Here is a 15,905-nt window from a genome sequence, read left to right as displayed (position 1 = left end):
CAACAACAACGCAGGAGACACTTCATGTTCAAACCTCTACGTCACACCGGCATGGCCGCGCTCTGCGCCGCGTTGCTCGCGATCAGTTGCGGCGGCGCGTTCGCCGCGGAACTGAAAAGCGGGCTGAAGATCGCGTTCGTGCCGAAGCAGATCAACAACCCGTACGAAGTGATCGCCGACGACGGCGGCCTCGCCGCGATCAAGGAATTCGGCGGCGTGGGCAAGGCGGTCGGGCCGTCGGATGCGGGCGCGTCGTCGCAGGTGTCGTACATCAACACGCTGATCACGCAGCGCCAGGACGCGATCGTGATTGCCGCCAACGATGCGAACGCGGTCGTGCCGTATCTGAAGAAGGCGATGGGTCAGGGCATCAAGGTCGTCACGTTCGACTCCGATACCGCGCCCGAGGGCCGCCAGCTGTTCGTCAATCAGGCGAACGCCGAAGGCATCGGCCGCGGCCAGGTGCAACTGGTCGCGAAGCTGATGGGCGGCGAGGGCGAATTCGCGATTCTGTCGGCGACGCCGAACGCGACGAACCAGAACACCTGGATCAAGTGGATGCAGGAGGAACTGAAGAAACCGGAGTACTCGAAGATCAAGCTCGTCAAGATCGCGTACGGCAACGACGACGATCAGAAGTCCTTCGTCGAAACGCAGGGCTTGCTGCAGGCGTATCCGAACCTGAAGGCGATCGTCGCGCCGACGACGGTCGGCATCGCGGCGGCGGCGCGCTATATCTCGACGTCGTCGAGCAAGGGCAAGGTGGCGGTGACGGGCCTCGGCACGCCGAACCAGATGCGCGCGTTCGTGAAGAACGGCACCGTGACCGCGTTCCAGTTGTGGGATCCGAGCGAGCTTGGCTATCTGGCCGCGTACGCGGCGGCGTCGCTCGCGTCGGGCACGATCACGGGTAAGGAGGGCGAAACGTTCGACGCCGGCAAGCTCGGCAAGCGCACGATTGGCGCGCACGGCGAAATCATTCTTGGGCCGCCGACCACGTTCGATGCGAGCAACATCGACAAGTACAACTTCTGAGCTTCGGCAACGCCGCCTGTCCACCTGATCGCCGTTGGCGGTTCGTGGGCAGTCGGCGCAGCGGATCTCGGGGCTTTCGCGTGCGGTCCGCTCAGCGGCGGATCGCAAAACGCCGCGCATAAGCGGCGGATGGTGAGCCGCTTCCCCACACCGCGCCATCGATCAGTTCCCTTGTGACGTCCTCGCCGGGCACCGGCACGTTCACGCGTGCGGCGGCCTCGCGATACAACTGCGTCTGGTTGATGCGCGCGGCGACCGCGTCGTAGTCGTTGTGCGCATCGATGATCCCCCAGCGCTCGAACTGCGTGAGGAACCACGCGCCTTCGAATGGATGCGGATAGTTGACCGCGCCGTCGTCGAAGAAACGCATCGGCAGGCGGCGCGGGTTCGCCGTGTCGAGGTGGTCGCCGAGCCGCGCCGCGATCAGCGTCTCGTCGATACCGATGTAATCGGGCCGCGCGAGCCAGCGGGCGATCTCGTCGCGATGCCCGGCGCCGTCGAGCCAGCGGCACGCTTCGAGCACGGTCTGCACAAGCGCGCGGGTCGTGCGCGGATGCGCATCGACGAAATCGCGTCGGCAGGCGAGCACTTTCTCGGGATGCTCGGGCCACACCTCGCTCGAATAAGCGATCGTTTTGCCGACATCATGCGCCTCGGCCATTTCATTCCACGGCTCGCCGACGCACAGACCGTCGAGCCGGTCTTCGGCAAGCGCGGCGACCATTTGCGGCGGCGGAATCGCGACACTGTCGATGTCGCGCAACGGATCGACGCCTTGCGCCGCGAGCCAGTAGTACAGCCACATCGCGTGCGTGCCGGTCGGGAAGGTGTGCGCGAAGACCGGCTTGCGGCCGAGCGTGGCGAGCGCCTCGCGCAAGGTCCCATGCTTCGCGAGCGCATCGGCGAGCCGATTCGAGAGCGTGATCGCCTGGCCGTTGCGGTTCAGCACCATCAGCACGGCCATGTCGGTGCGCGGGCCGCCGAGGCCGAGCTGCACGCCATACACGAGCCCGTAAAGCGCGTGCGCGGCGTCGAGATCGCCGGCTAGCAGCTTGTCGCGCACGGCGGCCCACGACGGCTGGCGGCACAGTTCGAGCGTGAGCCCGTGCGCATGGCCGAACTCGAGCAGCTTCGCCGCGATCAGCGGCGCCGCGTCGGACAACGCGACGAAACCGAGCCGCAGATGGGTCTTTTCAGGCGGCTCCGCAAAGGCCGCGGCGGTGACGGAAGTGGCTGGATTCATGAGCGCATCATTTGAGCGAGCCGGCCGACGCGACGACCTCGCGCGCCACCTCGGCGAGTTTGACGCCCTGGTTCATCGCGCGTTTGCGCAGACTCGCGTAGGCGGCCGGTTCGGTGAGTTTCTGCTGATCCATGAGCAGGCGTTTCGCGCGATCGATCAGCTTGCGCTCGGCCAGTTCGTTTTCGGCCTGCGCGAGCCGCTCGCGCAATTGCGACTCCTGTGCGAAACGCGCGAGCGCGACTTCGAGAATCGGCGCGAGCCGCTCGGTCGCGAGGCCTTCGACCAGATACGCGGTGACGCCCGCGTTGACCGCTTGGCGGATCAGTTGCTGGTTCGCGTCGTGGCTGAACATCAGCACGGGGCGCGGGGCGGTCGCGTGCATCACGGCGAGCTGTTCGAGCGTATCGCGCGACGGCGACTCCGTATCGATGATGATGACGTCGGGCCGCTCGTCCTGAACCGCGCGATGCAGCGCCTGCGGCGTCGCGGTGCCGGAGAGCATTTCGCAGCCGAGACAGGCGAGCGCGTCGCGCAGATCGCCGATCGGTTTGTCGGTGTCGGTGACAAGGAGAACACGCAGCATGGAGTCGGGGGAAGGGACATCTGACTATCAGTAAAGCAATGGATATGCCAGTCTTCGCGCGACGGGGCTTGGCGAGGTGTGTGGAGCGCATTCGCGCGAATGGCGGGGATCGATTGGGGTTTTTGCGGGCGATCGCTGCGAATCGTCCGCGAAAGAGGTGACGCGGCCACGCCGGTCGCGCTGCACCGGCGAGGGGCATGCAGGACAGCGGACGCCCGATGCACCGAAGCGGCGCATCGCGTTCGTCGCGGCCACCGGCAGACTGGTCAGCAATGACGCGCCGTAGAAGCTCAAGCCGGTCGCGTCCGCGAATCGTCGTCATCAACGGGCTGATCGAGGTCAGCAGCGGGCGCAGATGGAGCTGGAGGAGCGGGTGGTCGAGCAGGTGCGCAAAAGCGCGGGTGGGGAGGATTTGGGGGCGGTGTTTGGAGTTTAGCGAGACGCGCTGCGACGTGCGTGGTCGCCGAAGCGGCGTGCCGCCAGATTCCAATCAAGACGCCGCGCGTGTTGCGGCGTACGACGTTCGCGCATGCGCTGGAGAGCACCCCGAATGTCAGGGAAGACGTCTATTTCACGCGCTTGGGCGGCGAGGCTGACGTAGCGCGTTCAAGCAGAACGCGGAGTCGGAAGGTATGGCGCGAGTCTGTCGGGCCTCGCGCTTTCGCATGGGTTCGGGCGGGCTGCCCGCATCGCCTGCACAACATCACAGGTACGCAGGGCGGCGCCGTGACCCCTGCTTACCTCCGCCGCGCCGCGTGCCGTGGCGCACCGCCGCCACTCGCACGCTCGTCCTTGTGGCGGAAATTGATCCGCCCCTTGGTCAGGTCGTAGACCGACAATTCGAGCGTCACGCGATCGCCCGCGAGAATACGGATATGGTTCTTGCGCATGCGCCCGGACGCATAGGCGCCGACCACGACGCCGTTGTCGAGCGTCACGCGGTAGCGGCTATCCGGAAGCACTTCGTCGACGATACCGTCAAGTTCAAGCAGTTCTTCTTTCGCCATGCATAACTCCTGGTCGATGGGATAAAGGGGAAATAGGGGAAACCGGCCGCAGGCATTGCGAGCGGCGCGACTGTGGATTCGTTTGAAAAGCAGCGGCGTCCGAAAGCACGCTGGGCGACATGAGTGACGCGCCGATGACGCCGCTCAAAGATCGGTGACCGACTGACCGCTCACCTGGCCGTCGATCAGCCGTTCCGCATGCGCCATGCACGCGATGCGCGCCTTGCCCATGCCGTCGAACGGAAACAGATACTGCAGGCGAAATACCCGGCCGTCGGCCGCCGCATTGGCGCCGACGCGGCAGATGCGCACCGAAGCGTCGTAACCGGCGCCCGGATTGCGGGTCGCTTGCGCGCCCGCGGGGCGGCGCGGATAAACGAGCGGGTGGATTTCGTAACCCTTGTAGGTCCTGACAGCTGAATTCATGAGAAACATGTCCTGTATTGCGTGGTCCACGCGCCGCGTGCGGGGCGCTGCTTCCGGCAACGCTCCTTTGACGCGTCACGGCGCGGACCGGCGGCGCAGCACCGATGGGCGCGCCGCGTTAAAAATGGTTGGCACAGGCCTGGTGGACCCGGCGGGCTCAATGACAATGGCTCGAGCGGTCGCGCGAAAACGCGGATTCGACCGAAAAAACGCTGAAGCGGCGCGTCAATTCGGGCGCCGGACGCATGATGCTGAACCGCTCGGTGTACTTCTCGCGACGGCGAATACGGGCGGCGCATTGCCGGAGTGACGGGATCGCAGATAAGGGCGGTCGAACAGTCGGGGGTGGTGCGGAGATGCCGGGTTGAGACTGCCTGGTGCTGCCAGTGCTATATGGGTGCGAGGTGCAACAATTGCAACATGATGCCTGAAATAGGCCTGATTGGATAGTGCAAACTTCAGCGCACGACCGGAACGCCCGACTGGCGGGGCTTCGCGGGCAGTTGGCGAAGTCGTGTCGGATGCGGGACCGATGACGGGCTCGCGAATCGCGCGAGTGGCGCGCGCGAGGCTCCTATTCGAACGCGTGCGTCAGCGCGACGTCTCGGCGACGCGCTTCCGCAATTCGCGCGCGGCCGCCAGCGGCAGGCGCGCATCGTCCCAGCCGGTCAACCATTCGACTTCCTTGGCCGTGAAGACCTGACCATGGTTGCGCAGCGCGTACTGCAGCGAATCGATGATGTGGTTGCGAATGATCTCCGGCGTGCGCTTGTCGTCGAGCACGGCGCGAAGCGCTTCGAGTGTGGCCATCGGTTGGTTCCGTTCGGTTGGGTGTCGGTGGATCAGTGTTTATCGCACGAAAAAAATGCGCTCGCGAGGTAGACAAAATTGCCGTCCGGCGTCGAGTCGCGGCGCCAGCGCGAGGCCGCTACAATGGCGGCTTCCTGAATTGCGGACCGAGCGGGCGCGCCGGCGTCCACGGCGGGCATCTGGCTTCGTCGTCATCCGCTATCGCGCGCCGCCTCCTTCGAACCTCGCGTTTTTTCCATGCGCAACCCGAACGTGTCTCCTGTCAAAGACCTGCTGCTGAAGCGCTACGCGCCGATCGCCGACGGCATCGCCGCGCTGCTCTATCCGTGCGCCGAGGTGGTGATTCACGATCTGCGCGATCAGACCATCGCGTATCTGGTGAACAATCTGTCGCGGCTCGAGGTGGGCGCGCCGTCGGTGCTCGACGACGCGCACTTCGCGGCGCGCGGCCAGACCATCGGCCCCTACGAGAAGCTGAACTGGGACGGCCGCCGCATGCGCTGCGTGAGCAACATCCTGTTCGACGACGACGGCAAGCCCGCCGGCATCCTGTGCGTGAACTTCAACATCGCGGTGTTCGAGGATGTGCGCTCGACGCTCGATCTGTTCATCAAGGGCGGCGCGATGACGGACGCGCCTGCCGACGATCTGTTCCGCGACGACTGGCAGGACCGCATCAACACGTATCTGCACACGTGGCTGCGTGACCGGCAGATCGGCATCAATGCGCTGACGCGCGAGCACAAGCGTGAAATCGTCGAGGCGCTGCACGCGCAGGGCGCGTTTCGCGGCCGCAGCTCGGCGAATTACGTGGCCGCGGTGCTGACGATGGGCCGCGCGACCGTCTACAAGATCCTGAAGCAGATGAAAGAGGGCGGCTAAGCTCAGGCGCGCCGTGCTTGAAAATGCTTCGACGACGCCCAAAATAAGGTCAAACACCATGCGCTACCGACACTACAAAGGCGGCATTTACGAGCTGGTCTGCGAGGCCACGCTCGAATCGGATCCGACGGTCACGATGATCGTCTACAAGGCGGCCAATGGAACGATCTGGACCCGTCCAGCGACGGTGTTTTCCGAGCTGGTAGAGCAGGAAGGCGTCAAGGTGCCGCGTTTTGCGCCGCTCGATGAGTTCAACAACTAGGCAGATGCGTCCCCCGCGGACTCACCCATGCTGCCGTAATCACAGGAACAGGAAAACCGAATGCGTCTTTTGCTTGCCATCATTCTGCCGTGGCTGCAGTTTTTCACGATCGGCCGTCCGTTTGCGGGCATCATCTGTCTGATTCTGCAAATCACGCTGATCGGCTGGGTGCCGGCGGCCATCTGGTCGGTGTATTCGCTGAGCCAGTACAACACGGACAAGAAAATCGCCCGCGCAATGGGCAACGGGCGCTAAGACACAGCGCGTGAACGCGCCGGCGAGCGGGGCGCCAGGCGCCCACGCTCGCGCTCACCGTGCCGGTATCGCGACCGCATCCGGCACTTCGATCACCACGTCGGTTTCCGCGACCGCCACGCACGGCAGGATATAACCGTCCGCCTTTTCCTCGCGGCTCACGCCGGGCCAGTCAATCGAGTAGCGCACACGCCCAGACGTCATCCGGCACAAGCATGTTCGGCACGTGCCGTTGCGGCACGAACGCGGCAAACGCAGATTGGCGAAAGCGGCGGCTTCGAGAATCGTCAGCGAATCGGGCGCTTCGAAGCTCTGGCCGAGCGGTTCGACGCGAACCACAGGCGGGCGGGTGGGGACGGACATCGTGCAGGTCAATGACTAGGTGCGCGACACTTTACACGGGATCGGACACCGCTTTATGCCGCGCCGCAACATCGGCGCGTCAGTCGCGCCTTCAAGAAAAAATCGGGGAAACCTTGCACCTGGCCCGAACTCGTCTAAAGTGAATCAATTCACCTCCGCGTGGCGCGAACTGACGATGCCGCGTCGAGGCGACGGCCCGCGCCGGCTGCATGGGACAAGGAGGAACGAGCGGCGGACGCGGTAGCAAGCAATCAGCGCGTGCATTACCCGAGCGCATCGTGCGCGCACTCTTCCAGGTGACTCCCATGCAGATCCAATTCCCGAACGAAGCCCCTGAATATTCAGGTCGCGAACTTACTTTGGCGTTTCCGGCAATGGTCGATGGGCAGAGGGTGGAGTGCATGATCACTGCGGAAGCGCTCGAAGATCACTTCGGCGCCGCGTCCCCCCGGCTGGAGGACATGATCGTCGCGTTCGACGCGCACCGGCCGCGCATCGAGGCCGCCACGCGCCGGCTGTTGTCGGAAACGCGCGCGCAGTGTCTCGTGCTCAGAAGCGGTTACGTGCGGTTTTACGAGGCGAACTGGCGTAACTGACCAATCTGAAATTATCGGCTGGCTACCGGTACCGAAGCTTCGGCAAGCGCGACTGCTGCCGAAGCGCGAAGTTCGGATTCACCCGTGCCGCTACCGCTGGCTGGCCTGCGCGCAAGCCGCGACCGCGTGCAATGCATCGGCGGCACGCAGCCAACTCCATTACTTTCAAATGATCCGCCGCAGCGCCCGATCCTTGAACACCACATGGTGCGCGATCGCCGCGAGCGCGTGCAGTCCGATCACCCAATAGAACACGTTGCCGAGCCACTCGTGCGCGTCCTTCAACAGCGGCCGCGCGATCGCATCCGCACGCACCAGCGTGAAGCTGATGTCCGTCCATGCGAGCGACACCGGCCGCCCGCCCGCATTGACCATCAGCATGCCGAGCAGCGGCTGGGCGAAGATGAACACATAGAGCGCGAGGTGCGCGGAGCGCCCGAGAAAAGCGAGCAGCCGATTGCTTTCGAGCTCCTCCGGCGCGCCGGCCCACAATCTCCACAGCAGCCGCAACACGGCCAGCCCGAGCACCAGCGTGCCGGCCCAAAAATGCACGCCGGTCCAGAACGCGCGGCTGTCGGAGCCGCGCGGGCCGCGGATTTCGATGGCCAGATAGGCCAGCGCGACCAGCAGAAAAATCATCCAGTGAAAGAAAATCGCGGGCTTCGTGTAGCGGTCCGTCGTGCGGTTATATGAGGACATCGAGGCTCCTGGGGTGGCGACCCGTGCCGCAGCGACCCGGTCGATCGCGACCCGGTCGATCGCGACCCGGTCGATCGCGACCCGGTCGATCGCGACCCGGTCGATCGCGACCCGGTCGATCGCGACCCGGTCGATCATCATTCGAAACATCGGATGATAAACGGTCCCCGAAGCCGACGACACATTCGACCCCCCGGCCGCGCGACCTCCTCATTCGCTGCCGAGATAGAAATACCGGAACAGGAAAATCGCCGCGATGATCCACACGACCAGCTTCACCTGGCGCGCCTGGCCCGTCAGCAGCTTGAGTCCCGCGTACGAGATGAAGCCGAACGCGACGCCGTTCGCGATCGAGTAGGTGAACGGCATCAGCAGCGCGGTCAGCGCGGCCGGCACGACTTCGGTCGCGTCGTCCCACGGCAGGTCGACCAGTTCGCGCAGCATCAGGCACGACACGTACAGCAGCGCGGGCGCGGTCGCATACGGCGGCACCACTTCGGCGAGCGGCGCGAAAAACAGCGCCGCGACGAACAGCACGGCGACCGTGATCGCGGTCATGCCGGTACGGCCGCCGGCCTGCACGCCCGATGCGCTTTCGATATACGCCGTCGTCGACGAAGTACCGAGCATCGAGCCGGCGAGAATCGCGGTGCTGTCCGCGAGCAGCGCGCGGTTGAGCCGATGCATCTTGCCTTCCACCAGCAGCCCCGCGCGGTTCGCGACGCCCATCAGCGTGCCGGTCGCATCGAACAGCTCGACGAGGAAGAACACCAGCACCACGTTCAGCACGCCACTCGACAGCGCGCTGCGGATATCGAGCTGGAACAGCGTCGGCGCGATCGACGGCGGCGCGGACACGATGCCGTGAAACTGGTTGCCGCCAAAGAAAAAGCTCAGGATCGTCACGCCGACGATACCGATCAGGATCGAACCGCGCACACGCATATGATCCAGCGTGACGATGCCGAAGAAGCCGACCGCCGCGAGCACGACGTGCGGGTCATGCAGATTGCCGAGCGTGACGAGCGTGGCCGGATTGCCGACCACCACGCCGGCCGACTTCAGCGAAATGATCGCGAGAAAGAGACCGATGCCGCCGGTGATCGCGATGCGGATCGAATGCGGAATGCCCTTGACGATCACCTCGCGCACGCGGAACAGCGTGACGATCAGGAACAGGCACCCGGAGATGAACACCGCGCCGAGCGCGGCCTGCCACGTGTAGCCCATGCCCTTGACGACCGTGTACGCGAAGTACGCGTTCAGGCCCATGCCGGGCGCGAGCGCGATCGGGTAGTTCGCGTACAGACCCATGATCAGCGACGCGAGCGCGGCCACGAGGCAGGTCGCGACGAACACTGCGCTCTTCGGCATGCCGGCGTCACCGAGAATCGCCGGGTTCACGAAGATGATGTAGGCCATCGTCAGGAAAGTGGTCACGCCGGCTAGCACTTCGGTGCGCAGGTTGGTGTCGACGGCGTCGAAGCCGAAGTAGCGTTTGATCGAGTCCATGTGGCGGGTTTCCTCTCTTTCGTCGTTCAGACAGTGTTTTTGTCATCGAGGCGGTGACAGAGCGGCGCAGCAAGGCAGGCCGCGCGGCGGCGTTACGACGGAATTGTAATCACGCATGGCAGCGCCCCGGCGCCTGTGGCGGCGCCAGCAGGCCGCCCGGGCCCGTCAGGCGGGCGGCTTGCCGTGCGACTGTGGCGCCTGCGCATCACCGCGAGGCGCCTGACGCGCGAGCCAGCGATCGAGTTCGCCAGCAAACGCCTTGCCATCGCGCGCGCTGAAGGCGGCCGGTCCGCCCGTGTCGACGCCGCTCGAGCGCAACTGGTCGAGCATCGAGCGCATGCGCAGCCGTTCTTCGATCGTTCCGGGCGTGTACCAGTTGCCGCGCGGATCGAGCGCGTGGGCATTTTTTGCCAGCACGGCGGCGGCGAGCGGGATGTCGGCGGTGATCACGAGGTCGCCCGCGACGACGCGCTCGACGATCAATTGATCGGCGGCGTCGAAGCCGGCCGGCACCTGGATCGCGCGGATCAGCGGCGATGGCGGCACGCGCAGGAACGAATTGGCGACCAGCGTCAGCGGCATGCCGGTCCGGCGCGCCGCGCGATAAAGCATGTCCTTGACGACGGCCGGGCAGGCGTCGGCATCGACCCAGATTGGCATGGTGCGGGTTCCGGCTGTGTGCGGCTGGTTTGCTGCGTGGGGGATGGAGGGACCGGATGATACCTTGGCGCGACGCAAGCCTTGCCATGCCGCTCGCGGCGGGCGGCATTCAGGCTGCTGCGACTACGCCAGCCGCGACCGCTTTACTGCACGGCCGTCCGGGCGTTGCCTTGCTGCTGCTCGCGGTGTTGCGCGACGATGCGGCTCGCGCGCTGCGCGTTCTCCGGATAGTCGATCCAGTCGAACGGATCGTAGCCGGCGGCGAGCCATTCCGCGAGGTCAGCGCGGACCTGGGCGCGCGTTTTCGGCGCCGACGGGTCGGCGGGCTGCGTCACCGCTTGCGCGTAGACGGTGCTGATACCCACGGCGGCCAACAGCGCGCCGAGTCCAATGCGGGAAGACAGTTTCATGGCGGGCTCCTGCGGAGCGGAAAAACAGCCGGACCTGGTGGTTTTTCGGTGCGCCGGGTAAGGCGGTACAAGCAACGCACCACTTCTGCCGGCAAATCGAACCCGCCGCGAGCCTCGTTCGCCACGTCAGCGCAAGCAACGCGCAAGCGGGCGGGTATGCCGAAACGTCGACGCTAATCCGCGCCGAATGGATGTCCTGACAAATATCGTCCTATCACGCCGATGGCTTGTTGAAGCGTTCCAGCCCCGCACTCACGAGGTCGATCGGCAGCGGAAACACGATCGTCGAGTTCTTGTCGGCGGCGATCGTCACCAGCGTCTGCAGATAGCGCAACTGCATCGCCTGCGGTTGCCGCGCGAGCGTCTGGGCCGCCTCCAGCAACTGCTTCGATGCCTGCAACTCGCCTTCCGCGTGAATCACCTTCGCGCGCCGTTCGCGCTCGGCTTCGGCCTGACGCGCAATCGCGCGGATCATCGTTTCATTGATATCGACGTGCTTGATCTCGACAATCGATACCTTGATGCCCCACGCGTCGGTTTGCGAGTCGAGCACTTTCTGGATGTCGGTGTTCAACTGCTCGCGCTCCGACAGCAGCTGGTCGAGGTCGTGCTTGCCGAGCACCGCGCGCAGCGTCGTCTGCGCCAGCTGGCTGGTCGCCTCGAAGTAGCGCGCGACCTGGATCACCGCCTTCTCCGGATCGACGACGCGGAAATACACGACCGCGTTGACCTTGACCGATACGTTGTCGCGCGTGATCACGTCTTGCGTCGGCACGTCGAACACGATGGTGCGCAAATCCATGCGCACCGCCTGCTGCACGATCGGAATGATCAATACGAGCCCGGGCCCCTTGACCTTCCAGAAGCGGCCGAGCATGAACACGACGCCGCGTTCGTACTCGCGAAAAATCCGCACCGACGACGCAATCAGCACGACCACGAGCAGGATCAGGATGCTGCCGAAGCCGAATGTGAAGCCGATCATGAGCGTTCTCCTTGTAAGGCGTCGACCGACGTGACGGGCACCACGGTCAGTGTGAGGCCGTTGCGCGCCGTCACGCGCACGCTCTGACCCGGTGCTGCCGGCGTGGTGCTCGAGACGCGCCAGCGCTCGCCGTGCACGCGCGCCCAGCCGGCCAGCGGGCCGCCCGCCGCGTGTTCGGGTTCAGGCAGCAAGCCGCCGTCCAGCACCACGCCGAGGCAGCCGATCAGCGCCTCCGAGCCCGTCACCACGGGCCGCCGCCGCGCGCGCAGCGCGAGCCGCGACACGCCGAGCACGAACGCGACGCTGAACACGACGACCGCGGCGATCAGCGGCAGCGGGATGCCATAGCCGGGCACGCCGGTATCCATCAGCATCGTTGCGCCGACCACGAACGCGACTACGCCGCCGAAGCCGAGCGAGCCGAAGGTCGGCAGGAACGCTTCGCCGATCAGGAAGGCAATGCCGAGAAAGATCAGCCCGAGGCCGACGTAGCTGATGGGCAGCATCTGCATCGCGAACAGGCCGAGCAGCAGGCTGATCGCGCCGACTACGCCGGGCAGCACGAAGCCCGGATTGGCGAATTCGAAGAAAAGGCCATACATGCCGAGCATCAGCAGAATCAGCGCGACGCTCGGATCGGTGATCACGGCGAGAAAGCGGCTGCGCCAGTCGGGTTCGAGCGTGATCAGCGGCGCATGCGCGGTGTGCAGCGTGACGCTGCCCGCGCTCGTGACGTACGTGCGGCCGTCCACCTGGCGCAGCAGGTCCGGCACGTCGCGCGCGACGATATCGACGACGTGCTGCGCGAGCGCTTCCTCATCGGACAGGCTCACCGCTTCGCGGACCGCGCGCTCGGCCCACTCGGCGTTGCGGCCGCGCATCTGCGCGAGGCCGCGGATGTAGGCGGCGGCATCGTGAACCTGCTTGCGCAGTTCGGTCGATTGGGTGTCGAGCGGCAGAGCGCTGGCGGCTTCGGATGATGCGCCGGGTGACGCAGGCGCGGACGCGCCGCCAGGCAGCGTGCGCATGTGCGGCAGTCCCGGCGTGCCAGGGGTGGCTGGCGTTGCCGGCGGGCCGCCGGCGGGCGGCTCGTTGCCGCCGATGCCCATCTGGATCGGCGTCGCGGCGCCGAGATTGGTGCCCGGCGCCATCGCCGCGATATGGCTCGCGTAGACGATGTAGGTGCCGGCGCTGGCCGCGCGCGCGCCGCTCGGCGCGACGAAGGTCGCGACCGGCACCGGCGAGGCGAGGATCGCCTTGATGATCTGCCGCATCGACGTATCGAGGCCGCCGGGCGTGTCGAGTTGCAGGACCGCGAGCTGTGCACGCTGGCTGGCCGCGCGCTGCAAGCCCCGCACGATGAAATCGGCGGTGGCCGGTCCGATCGCGCCATTCACCGGAATCACGACGACGCTGTTGGCGGTCGCGGCGGCGACGTTCGCCGCGCTCGCCGCATTGGCCGCTTGCAGCGGCGCCAGCGCTTCGCGCGTCGCGAAGCCGAACGCGCATAGCACGCCGAGCACGGCGATGCCGCGCATCAAACGGCCCACGATGCCGCCGCGGATAAGCGGCCTGCGCGGACCGGACTGCCGGAGCGGGAGACGCGGAGTCGTGTTCATCGCTGACGGCCGTCGCGCCAGCCGGTGCGAACCGGCGGCGCGGGCCCATACCCTCGATCAAGGCTGGCCTGTTGCCGCTTAAAGCTTAGTCCGATTCGGCGCGTCGCGTGAGATCGAGCCCCGCGGCCCGGGCCGGCCGGTAGTCGGTCGGGCGCATGCCGGTCCATTTGCGGAACGCGCGATGAAACGCGCTCGGCTCCGCGAAGCCGACGGCGTTGGCGATATCGGCGATGGTGCGCTGCGTGCGCTGCAGTTCGGCGATCGCGATGTCGCGCCGCAGCGCGTCCTTGATCGACTGATACGTGTGGCCCTCCTGCTTCAGGTGCCGCCGCATCGTCGCCTCGGCGACGTGCAGGCGCGCGGCCATCTGATCGGCCGCGGGCCAGCCCGACATCGGCAGCGCGCGCAGCGTCTTGCGCACGCGCCCGGCGAGCGAACCCGGATTGCGGTACTTGACGATGAAGCTGCCCGGCGCATCGCGCAGAAACGGCCGCGCCGAGCGCGAAGTCTGGATCACCGGCAGTTCCAGAAACGCAGGGTCGAGATCGACGGACGACTCCGGCTCGTCGAAATACATGTCTTCGCAGAACATCAGCCGGTATTCGTGCGCGGCCGGCGGCGCGGCGCAGCGAAAGCGCGCTTCGAGCAACGGAATGCGCCGGCCGACGAGCCAGCACACGAGCCCGTACACGAGGATGAAATACGTCGCGTAAGCGAACATCGCCGGCTTGCGCGTGCCCGCGCGCTCGACGAACTTCAGGCGCACGCGCTGCGCGTCGGTGTCGATCGTCGCGCCGAGATCGTCGAGCACGAGCCGCATGAAGCCGACCGCGCGCGCAAGCGCCTGCGCGCCGTTGCGCGCGCCCAGCGCCGTCTGCGTCATCGCGATGAAGCTGCCGCTTTTCATCGGATGCGAGTCCTGGCCGAAGAATTCGTCGTCGAGCCCGCGTGCGATGCCGGCCCACAGCGCGCCGTATTGCGCCGACGATACCCGGCTTTTCGGCGACGCGAGCATCGCCGCGGCAATGCCGGCCGCTTCGGCGAGCGCTCGCGCGTCGAGGCCGCGCGCCGTCGCGAGCGCGAGCGTTTCCTCGACGAGACTGACGGAGATCGTGCCTTTGTCGCTTTTCATCGGGATTCGGCTTTTCTGGCAAAAGCGCTCAGCATAGGCTGGGTCGTGGTTCATGAAGCCCCCTGAAATGGCGAGGCTCCATGCACGTGCATGGTAGCAGTATGGCAAAAGCGCTCAGCAAGAATGAGCGGAGCGAGCATCGAACGGCGCGGGCCGCTTGCCTACACTTGCCGCATCACAGCGATCGCCAGCACGGCCGTCAGCACCAACGAGGACGCAGTCATGGACAGCTTCTACACCGACGAACAACGGATGATCCGCGACGCCGCGCGCGACTTCGCGACCGAATGCCTCGCGCCGCACGCGGCGCAATGGGATCGCGACGCGCAACTGCCGGCGGGGGTCGTCGCGCAGCTGGGCGAACTCGGCTTTCTGGGCATGATGGTGCCGGCCGAGTGGGGCGGCTCCTACACCGATTACGTCGCCTATGCGCTCGCGCTGGAAGAGATCGCGGCCGGTTGCGCCGCCTGCGCGACGCTGATGAGCGTGCACAACTCGGTCGGCTGCGCGCCGATCCTGAACTTCGGCAGCGCCGCGCAGAAAGACCGCTATCTGCGCGAGCTCGCCATCGGTCGGACGATCGGCGCGTTTTGCCTGACCGAGCCGCAGGCGGGCTCCGAGGCGAACAATCTGCGCACCCGCGCTGAGCGGCGCGACGGGCAGTGGATTCTGAACGGCAGCAAGCAGTTCGTGACCAACGGCGCGCGTGCCGGTCTCGCAATCGTGTTCGCGGTCACCGATCCCGAGCGCGGTAAGCGCGGCCTGTCCGCCTTCATCGTGCCGACCTCGACGCCGGGTTTCGACGTCGGCCGGCCGGAGCGCAAGCTCGGCATTCGCGCGTCCGACACCTGTCCGATCTCGCTCGATCAGTGCGCGGTGCCCGAGGCCAATCTGCTCGGCGAGCCGGGCGAGGGTCTGCGCATCGCGCTGTCGAATCTCGAAGGCGGACGCATCGGCATCGCCGCGCAGGCAGTCGGCATTGCGCGCGCCGCGTTCGACGCCGCGCGCCGCTACGCGAACGAGCGCGAACAGTTCGGCAAGCCGCTGAAAGACCACCAGACGATCGCGAACATGCTTGCCGACATGGCGACGCGCCTGAATGCCGCGCGCCTGCTCGTACATCACGCGGCACGGCTGCGCTCGGCGGGGCGGCCGTGTCTGTCGGAGGCGTCGCAGGCGAAGCTTTTCGCGTCGGAGCTTGCGGAGGAGATCTGTTCGAACGCGATCCAGATTCATGGCGGCTACGGCTATCTGGAGGACTATGCGGTCGAACGCCACTATCGGGATGCACGGATCACGCAGATTTACGAAGGGACGAGCGAAGTGCAGCGGATGGTGATCGCGCGCCATGTTTGAGGGCGGCGTTTGAGCGCACAATAGCCTGGCCGTGGATGCTCGCCTGGATCACCGCGGCGAAAATAACCGA

General features: G+C 66.0%; 19 protein-coding genes. 6 read left to right on the top strand and 13 right to left on the bottom strand.

What is annotated here, in order from left to right; genetic code table 11:
* The first annotated feature begins 24 nt into the window (after nt 1-24).
* Nucleotides 25-1,035: a rhamnose ABC transporter substrate-binding protein gene (rhaS, locus tag HWY30_RS24280; protein ID WP_090806556.1), complete on the top strand. Its 1,011-nt coding sequence runs from the start codon at nt 25-27 to the stop codon at nt 1,033-1,035.
* A gap of 91 nt (nt 1,036-1,126) precedes the next feature.
* Here rhaS and HWY30_RS24275 read toward each other — a convergent pair whose 3' ends face one another.
* The 5 genes from HWY30_RS24275 to HWY30_RS24255 all read right to left on the bottom strand — a co-directional run bounded on the left by HWY30_RS24275 (nt 1,127) and on the right by HWY30_RS24255 (nt 5,104).
* Nucleotides 1,127-2,278, bottom strand: a complete 1,152-nt coding sequence (locus tag HWY30_RS24275) for a CmpA/NrtA family ABC transporter substrate-binding protein (protein ID WP_090806553.1) — start codon at nt 2,276-2,278, stop codon at nt 1,127-1,129.
* Nucleotides 2,279-2,285: 7 nt separating this feature from the next.
* Nucleotides 2,286-2,861: an ANTAR domain-containing response regulator gene (locus HWY30_RS24270; RefSeq protein WP_090806551.1), complete on the bottom strand. Its 576-nt coding sequence runs from the start codon at nt 2,859-2,861 to the stop codon at nt 2,286-2,288.
* 737 nt (nt 2,862-3,598) lie between these two features.
* Nucleotides 3,599-3,868: a translation initiation factor IF-1 gene (gene infA / locus HWY30_RS24265; protein WP_090806547.1), complete on the bottom strand. Its 270-nt coding sequence runs from the start codon at nt 3,866-3,868 to the stop codon at nt 3,599-3,601.
* A gap of 144 nt (nt 3,869-4,012) precedes the next feature.
* A complete protein-coding gene (locus HWY30_RS24260) occupies nt 4,013-4,294 on the bottom strand; it encodes a hypothetical protein (protein WP_090810142.1) in 282 nt (93 codons plus the stop codon).
* Between the two features lie 591 nt (nt 4,295-4,885).
* A complete protein-coding gene (locus HWY30_RS24255) occupies nt 4,886-5,104 on the bottom strand; it encodes a hypothetical protein (RefSeq protein ID WP_090806545.1) in 219 nt (72 codons plus the stop codon).
* Nucleotides 5,105-5,341: 237 nt separating this feature from the next.
* On the opposite strand from HWY30_RS24255, the gene HWY30_RS24250 reads away from it, so the two are divergent.
* The 3 genes from HWY30_RS24250 to HWY30_RS24240 are packed head-to-tail and all read left to right on the top strand — an operon-like array spanning nt 5,342 to nt 6,503.
* Complete coding sequence (locus HWY30_RS24250) at nt 5,342-5,986, top strand: helix-turn-helix transcriptional regulator (protein WP_018425410.1); 645 nt, start codon at nt 5,342-5,344, stop codon at nt 5,984-5,986.
* 58 nt (nt 5,987-6,044) lie between these two features.
* Entirely contained in the window at nt 6,045-6,248 is a 204-nt protein-coding gene (locus HWY30_RS24245; RefSeq protein ID WP_090806543.1) for a DUF1653 domain-containing protein, read from the top strand.
* Between the two features lie 60 nt (nt 6,249-6,308).
* On the top strand, nt 6,309-6,503 hold the full coding sequence (locus HWY30_RS24240) for a YqaE/Pmp3 family membrane protein (RefSeq protein WP_090806541.1): 195 nt from the start codon (nt 6,309-6,311) through the stop codon (nt 6,501-6,503).
* Between the two features lie 54 nt (nt 6,504-6,557).
* Here the strand turns inward: HWY30_RS24240 and HWY30_RS24235 are convergent, their stop codons facing one another.
* The gene (locus tag HWY30_RS24235; RefSeq protein WP_090806538.1) at nt 6,558-6,866 is read right to left on the bottom strand and encodes a 2Fe-2S iron-sulfur cluster-binding protein; all 309 of its coding nucleotides are present in this window, start codon (nt 6,864-6,866) and stop codon (nt 6,558-6,560) included.
* Nucleotides 6,867-7,171: 305 nt separating this feature from the next.
* Here HWY30_RS24235 and HWY30_RS24230 point away from each other — a divergent pair, with 305 nt between their 5' ends.
* On the top strand, nt 7,172-7,462 hold the full coding sequence (locus HWY30_RS24230) for a DUF1488 family protein (protein WP_026226687.1): 291 nt from the start codon (nt 7,172-7,174) through the stop codon (nt 7,460-7,462).
* A gap of 165 nt (nt 7,463-7,627) precedes the next feature.
* On the opposite strand, the gene HWY30_RS24225 is transcribed toward HWY30_RS24230, so the two are convergent.
* From HWY30_RS24225 to HWY30_RS24195, 7 genes are all read right to left on the bottom strand, one after another.
* On the bottom strand, nt 7,628-8,161 hold the full coding sequence (locus HWY30_RS24225; RefSeq protein WP_090810140.1) for a cytochrome b: 534 nt from the start codon (nt 8,159-8,161) through the stop codon (nt 7,628-7,630).
* A 210-nt stretch (nt 8,162-8,371) separates the two neighbouring features.
* Nucleotides 8,372-9,673 carry an NCS2 family permease gene (locus HWY30_RS24220; protein ID WP_090806536.1) on the bottom strand — a complete coding sequence of 434 codons (1,302 nt, stop codon included), beginning with the start codon at nt 9,671-9,673 and terminating at the stop codon, nt 8,372-8,374.
* A 165-nt stretch (nt 9,674-9,838) separates the two neighbouring features.
* Entirely contained in the window at nt 9,839-10,333 is a 495-nt protein-coding gene (locus HWY30_RS24215) for a YaiI/YqxD family protein (RefSeq protein ID WP_090806534.1), read from the bottom strand.
* Between the two features lie 143 nt (nt 10,334-10,476).
* Nucleotides 10,477-10,743 carry a DUF4148 domain-containing protein gene (locus HWY30_RS24210; RefSeq protein ID WP_090806533.1) on the bottom strand — a complete coding sequence of 89 codons (267 nt, stop codon included), beginning with the start codon at nt 10,741-10,743 and terminating at the stop codon, nt 10,477-10,479.
* 214 nt (nt 10,744-10,957) lie between these two features.
* Entirely contained in the window at nt 10,958-11,728 is a 771-nt protein-coding gene (locus tag HWY30_RS24205; RefSeq protein ID WP_090806531.1) for a slipin family protein, read from the bottom strand.
* Nucleotides 11,725-13,347, bottom strand: coding sequence for an NfeD family protein (locus HWY30_RS24200; RefSeq protein WP_090806529.1), 1,623 nt, complete (start codon nt 13,345-13,347; stop codon nt 11,725-11,727). Before HWY30_RS24200 ends, HWY30_RS24205 begins: the two co-directional genes overlap by 4 nt.
* A gap of 85 nt (nt 13,348-13,432) precedes the next feature.
* The gene (locus HWY30_RS24195; protein ID WP_090806526.1) at nt 13,433-14,479 is read right to left on the bottom strand and encodes an AraC family transcriptional regulator; all 1,047 of its coding nucleotides are present in this window, start codon (nt 14,477-14,479) and stop codon (nt 13,433-13,435) included.
* 222 nt (nt 14,480-14,701) lie between these two features.
* Between HWY30_RS24195 and HWY30_RS24190 the strand changes: the two genes are divergently transcribed.
* Nucleotides 14,702-15,835, top strand: coding sequence for an acyl-CoA dehydrogenase family protein (locus HWY30_RS24190; protein ID WP_090810138.1), 1,134 nt, complete (start codon nt 14,702-14,704; stop codon nt 15,833-15,835).
* Nucleotides 15,836-15,905 lie beyond the last annotated feature (70 nt).

Origin of the sequence: Paraburkholderia tuberum STM678 (assembly GCF_902833905.1) — a bacterium.
Classification (GTDB): domain Bacteria; phylum Pseudomonadota; class Gammaproteobacteria; order Burkholderiales; family Burkholderiaceae; genus Paraburkholderia; species Paraburkholderia tuberum.
This window is presented reverse-complemented; position numbering and strand designations above follow the sequence as displayed.

Coding starts and splice junctions, on each gene's coding strand:
- rhaS (WP_090806556.1), top strand. CDS start 25: ATGTTCAAACCTCTACGTCACACCGGCATGGCCGCGCTCTGCGCCGCG.
- HWY30_RS24275 (WP_090806553.1), bottom strand. CDS start 2,278: ATGAATCCAGCCACTTCCGTCACCGCCGCGGCCTTTGCGGAGCCGCCT.
- HWY30_RS24270 (WP_090806551.1), bottom strand. CDS start 2,861: ATGCTGCGTGTTCTCCTTGTCACCGACACCGACAAACCGATCGGCGAT.
- infA (WP_090806547.1), bottom strand. CDS start 3,868: ATGGCGAAAGAAGAACTGCTTGAACTTGACGGTATCGTCGACGAAGTG.
- HWY30_RS24260 (WP_090810142.1), bottom strand. CDS start 4,294: ATGAATTCAGCTGTCAGGACCTACAAGGGTTACGAAATCCACCCGCTC.
- HWY30_RS24255 (WP_090806545.1), bottom strand. CDS start 5,104: ATGGCCACACTCGAAGCGCTTCGCGCCGTGCTCGACGACAAGCGCACG.
- HWY30_RS24250 (WP_018425410.1), top strand. CDS start 5,342: ATGCGCAACCCGAACGTGTCTCCTGTCAAAGACCTGCTGCTGAAGCGC.
- HWY30_RS24245 (WP_090806543.1), top strand. CDS start 6,045: ATGCGCTACCGACACTACAAAGGCGGCATTTACGAGCTGGTCTGCGAG.
- HWY30_RS24240 (WP_090806541.1), top strand. CDS start 6,309: ATGCGTCTTTTGCTTGCCATCATTCTGCCGTGGCTGCAGTTTTTCACG.
- HWY30_RS24235 (WP_090806538.1), bottom strand. CDS start 6,866: ATGTCCGTCCCCACCCGCCCGCCTGTGGTTCGCGTCGAACCGCTCGGC.
- HWY30_RS24230 (WP_026226687.1), top strand. CDS start 7,172: ATGCAGATCCAATTCCCGAACGAAGCCCCTGAATATTCAGGTCGCGAA.
- HWY30_RS24225 (WP_090810140.1), bottom strand. CDS start 8,161: ATGTCCTCATATAACCGCACGACGGACCGCTACACGAAGCCCGCGATT.
- HWY30_RS24220 (WP_090806536.1), bottom strand. CDS start 9,673: ATGGACTCGATCAAACGCTACTTCGGCTTCGACGCCGTCGACACCAAC.
- HWY30_RS24215 (WP_090806534.1), bottom strand. CDS start 10,333: ATGCCAATCTGGGTCGATGCCGACGCCTGCCCGGCCGTCGTCAAGGAC.
- HWY30_RS24210 (WP_090806533.1), bottom strand. CDS start 10,743: ATGAAACTGTCTTCCCGCATTGGACTCGGCGCGCTGTTGGCCGCCGTG.
- HWY30_RS24205 (WP_090806531.1), bottom strand. CDS start 11,728: ATGATCGGCTTCACATTCGGCTTCGGCAGCATCCTGATCCTGCTCGTG.
- HWY30_RS24200 (WP_090806529.1), bottom strand. CDS start 13,347: ATGAACACGACTCCGCGTCTCCCGCTCCGGCAGTCCGGTCCGCGCAGG.
- HWY30_RS24195 (WP_090806526.1), bottom strand. CDS start 14,479: ATGAAAAGCGACAAAGGCACGATCTCCGTCAGTCTCGTCGAGGAAACG.
- HWY30_RS24190 (WP_090810138.1), top strand. CDS start 14,702: ATGGACAGCTTCTACACCGACGAACAACGGATGATCCGCGACGCCGCG.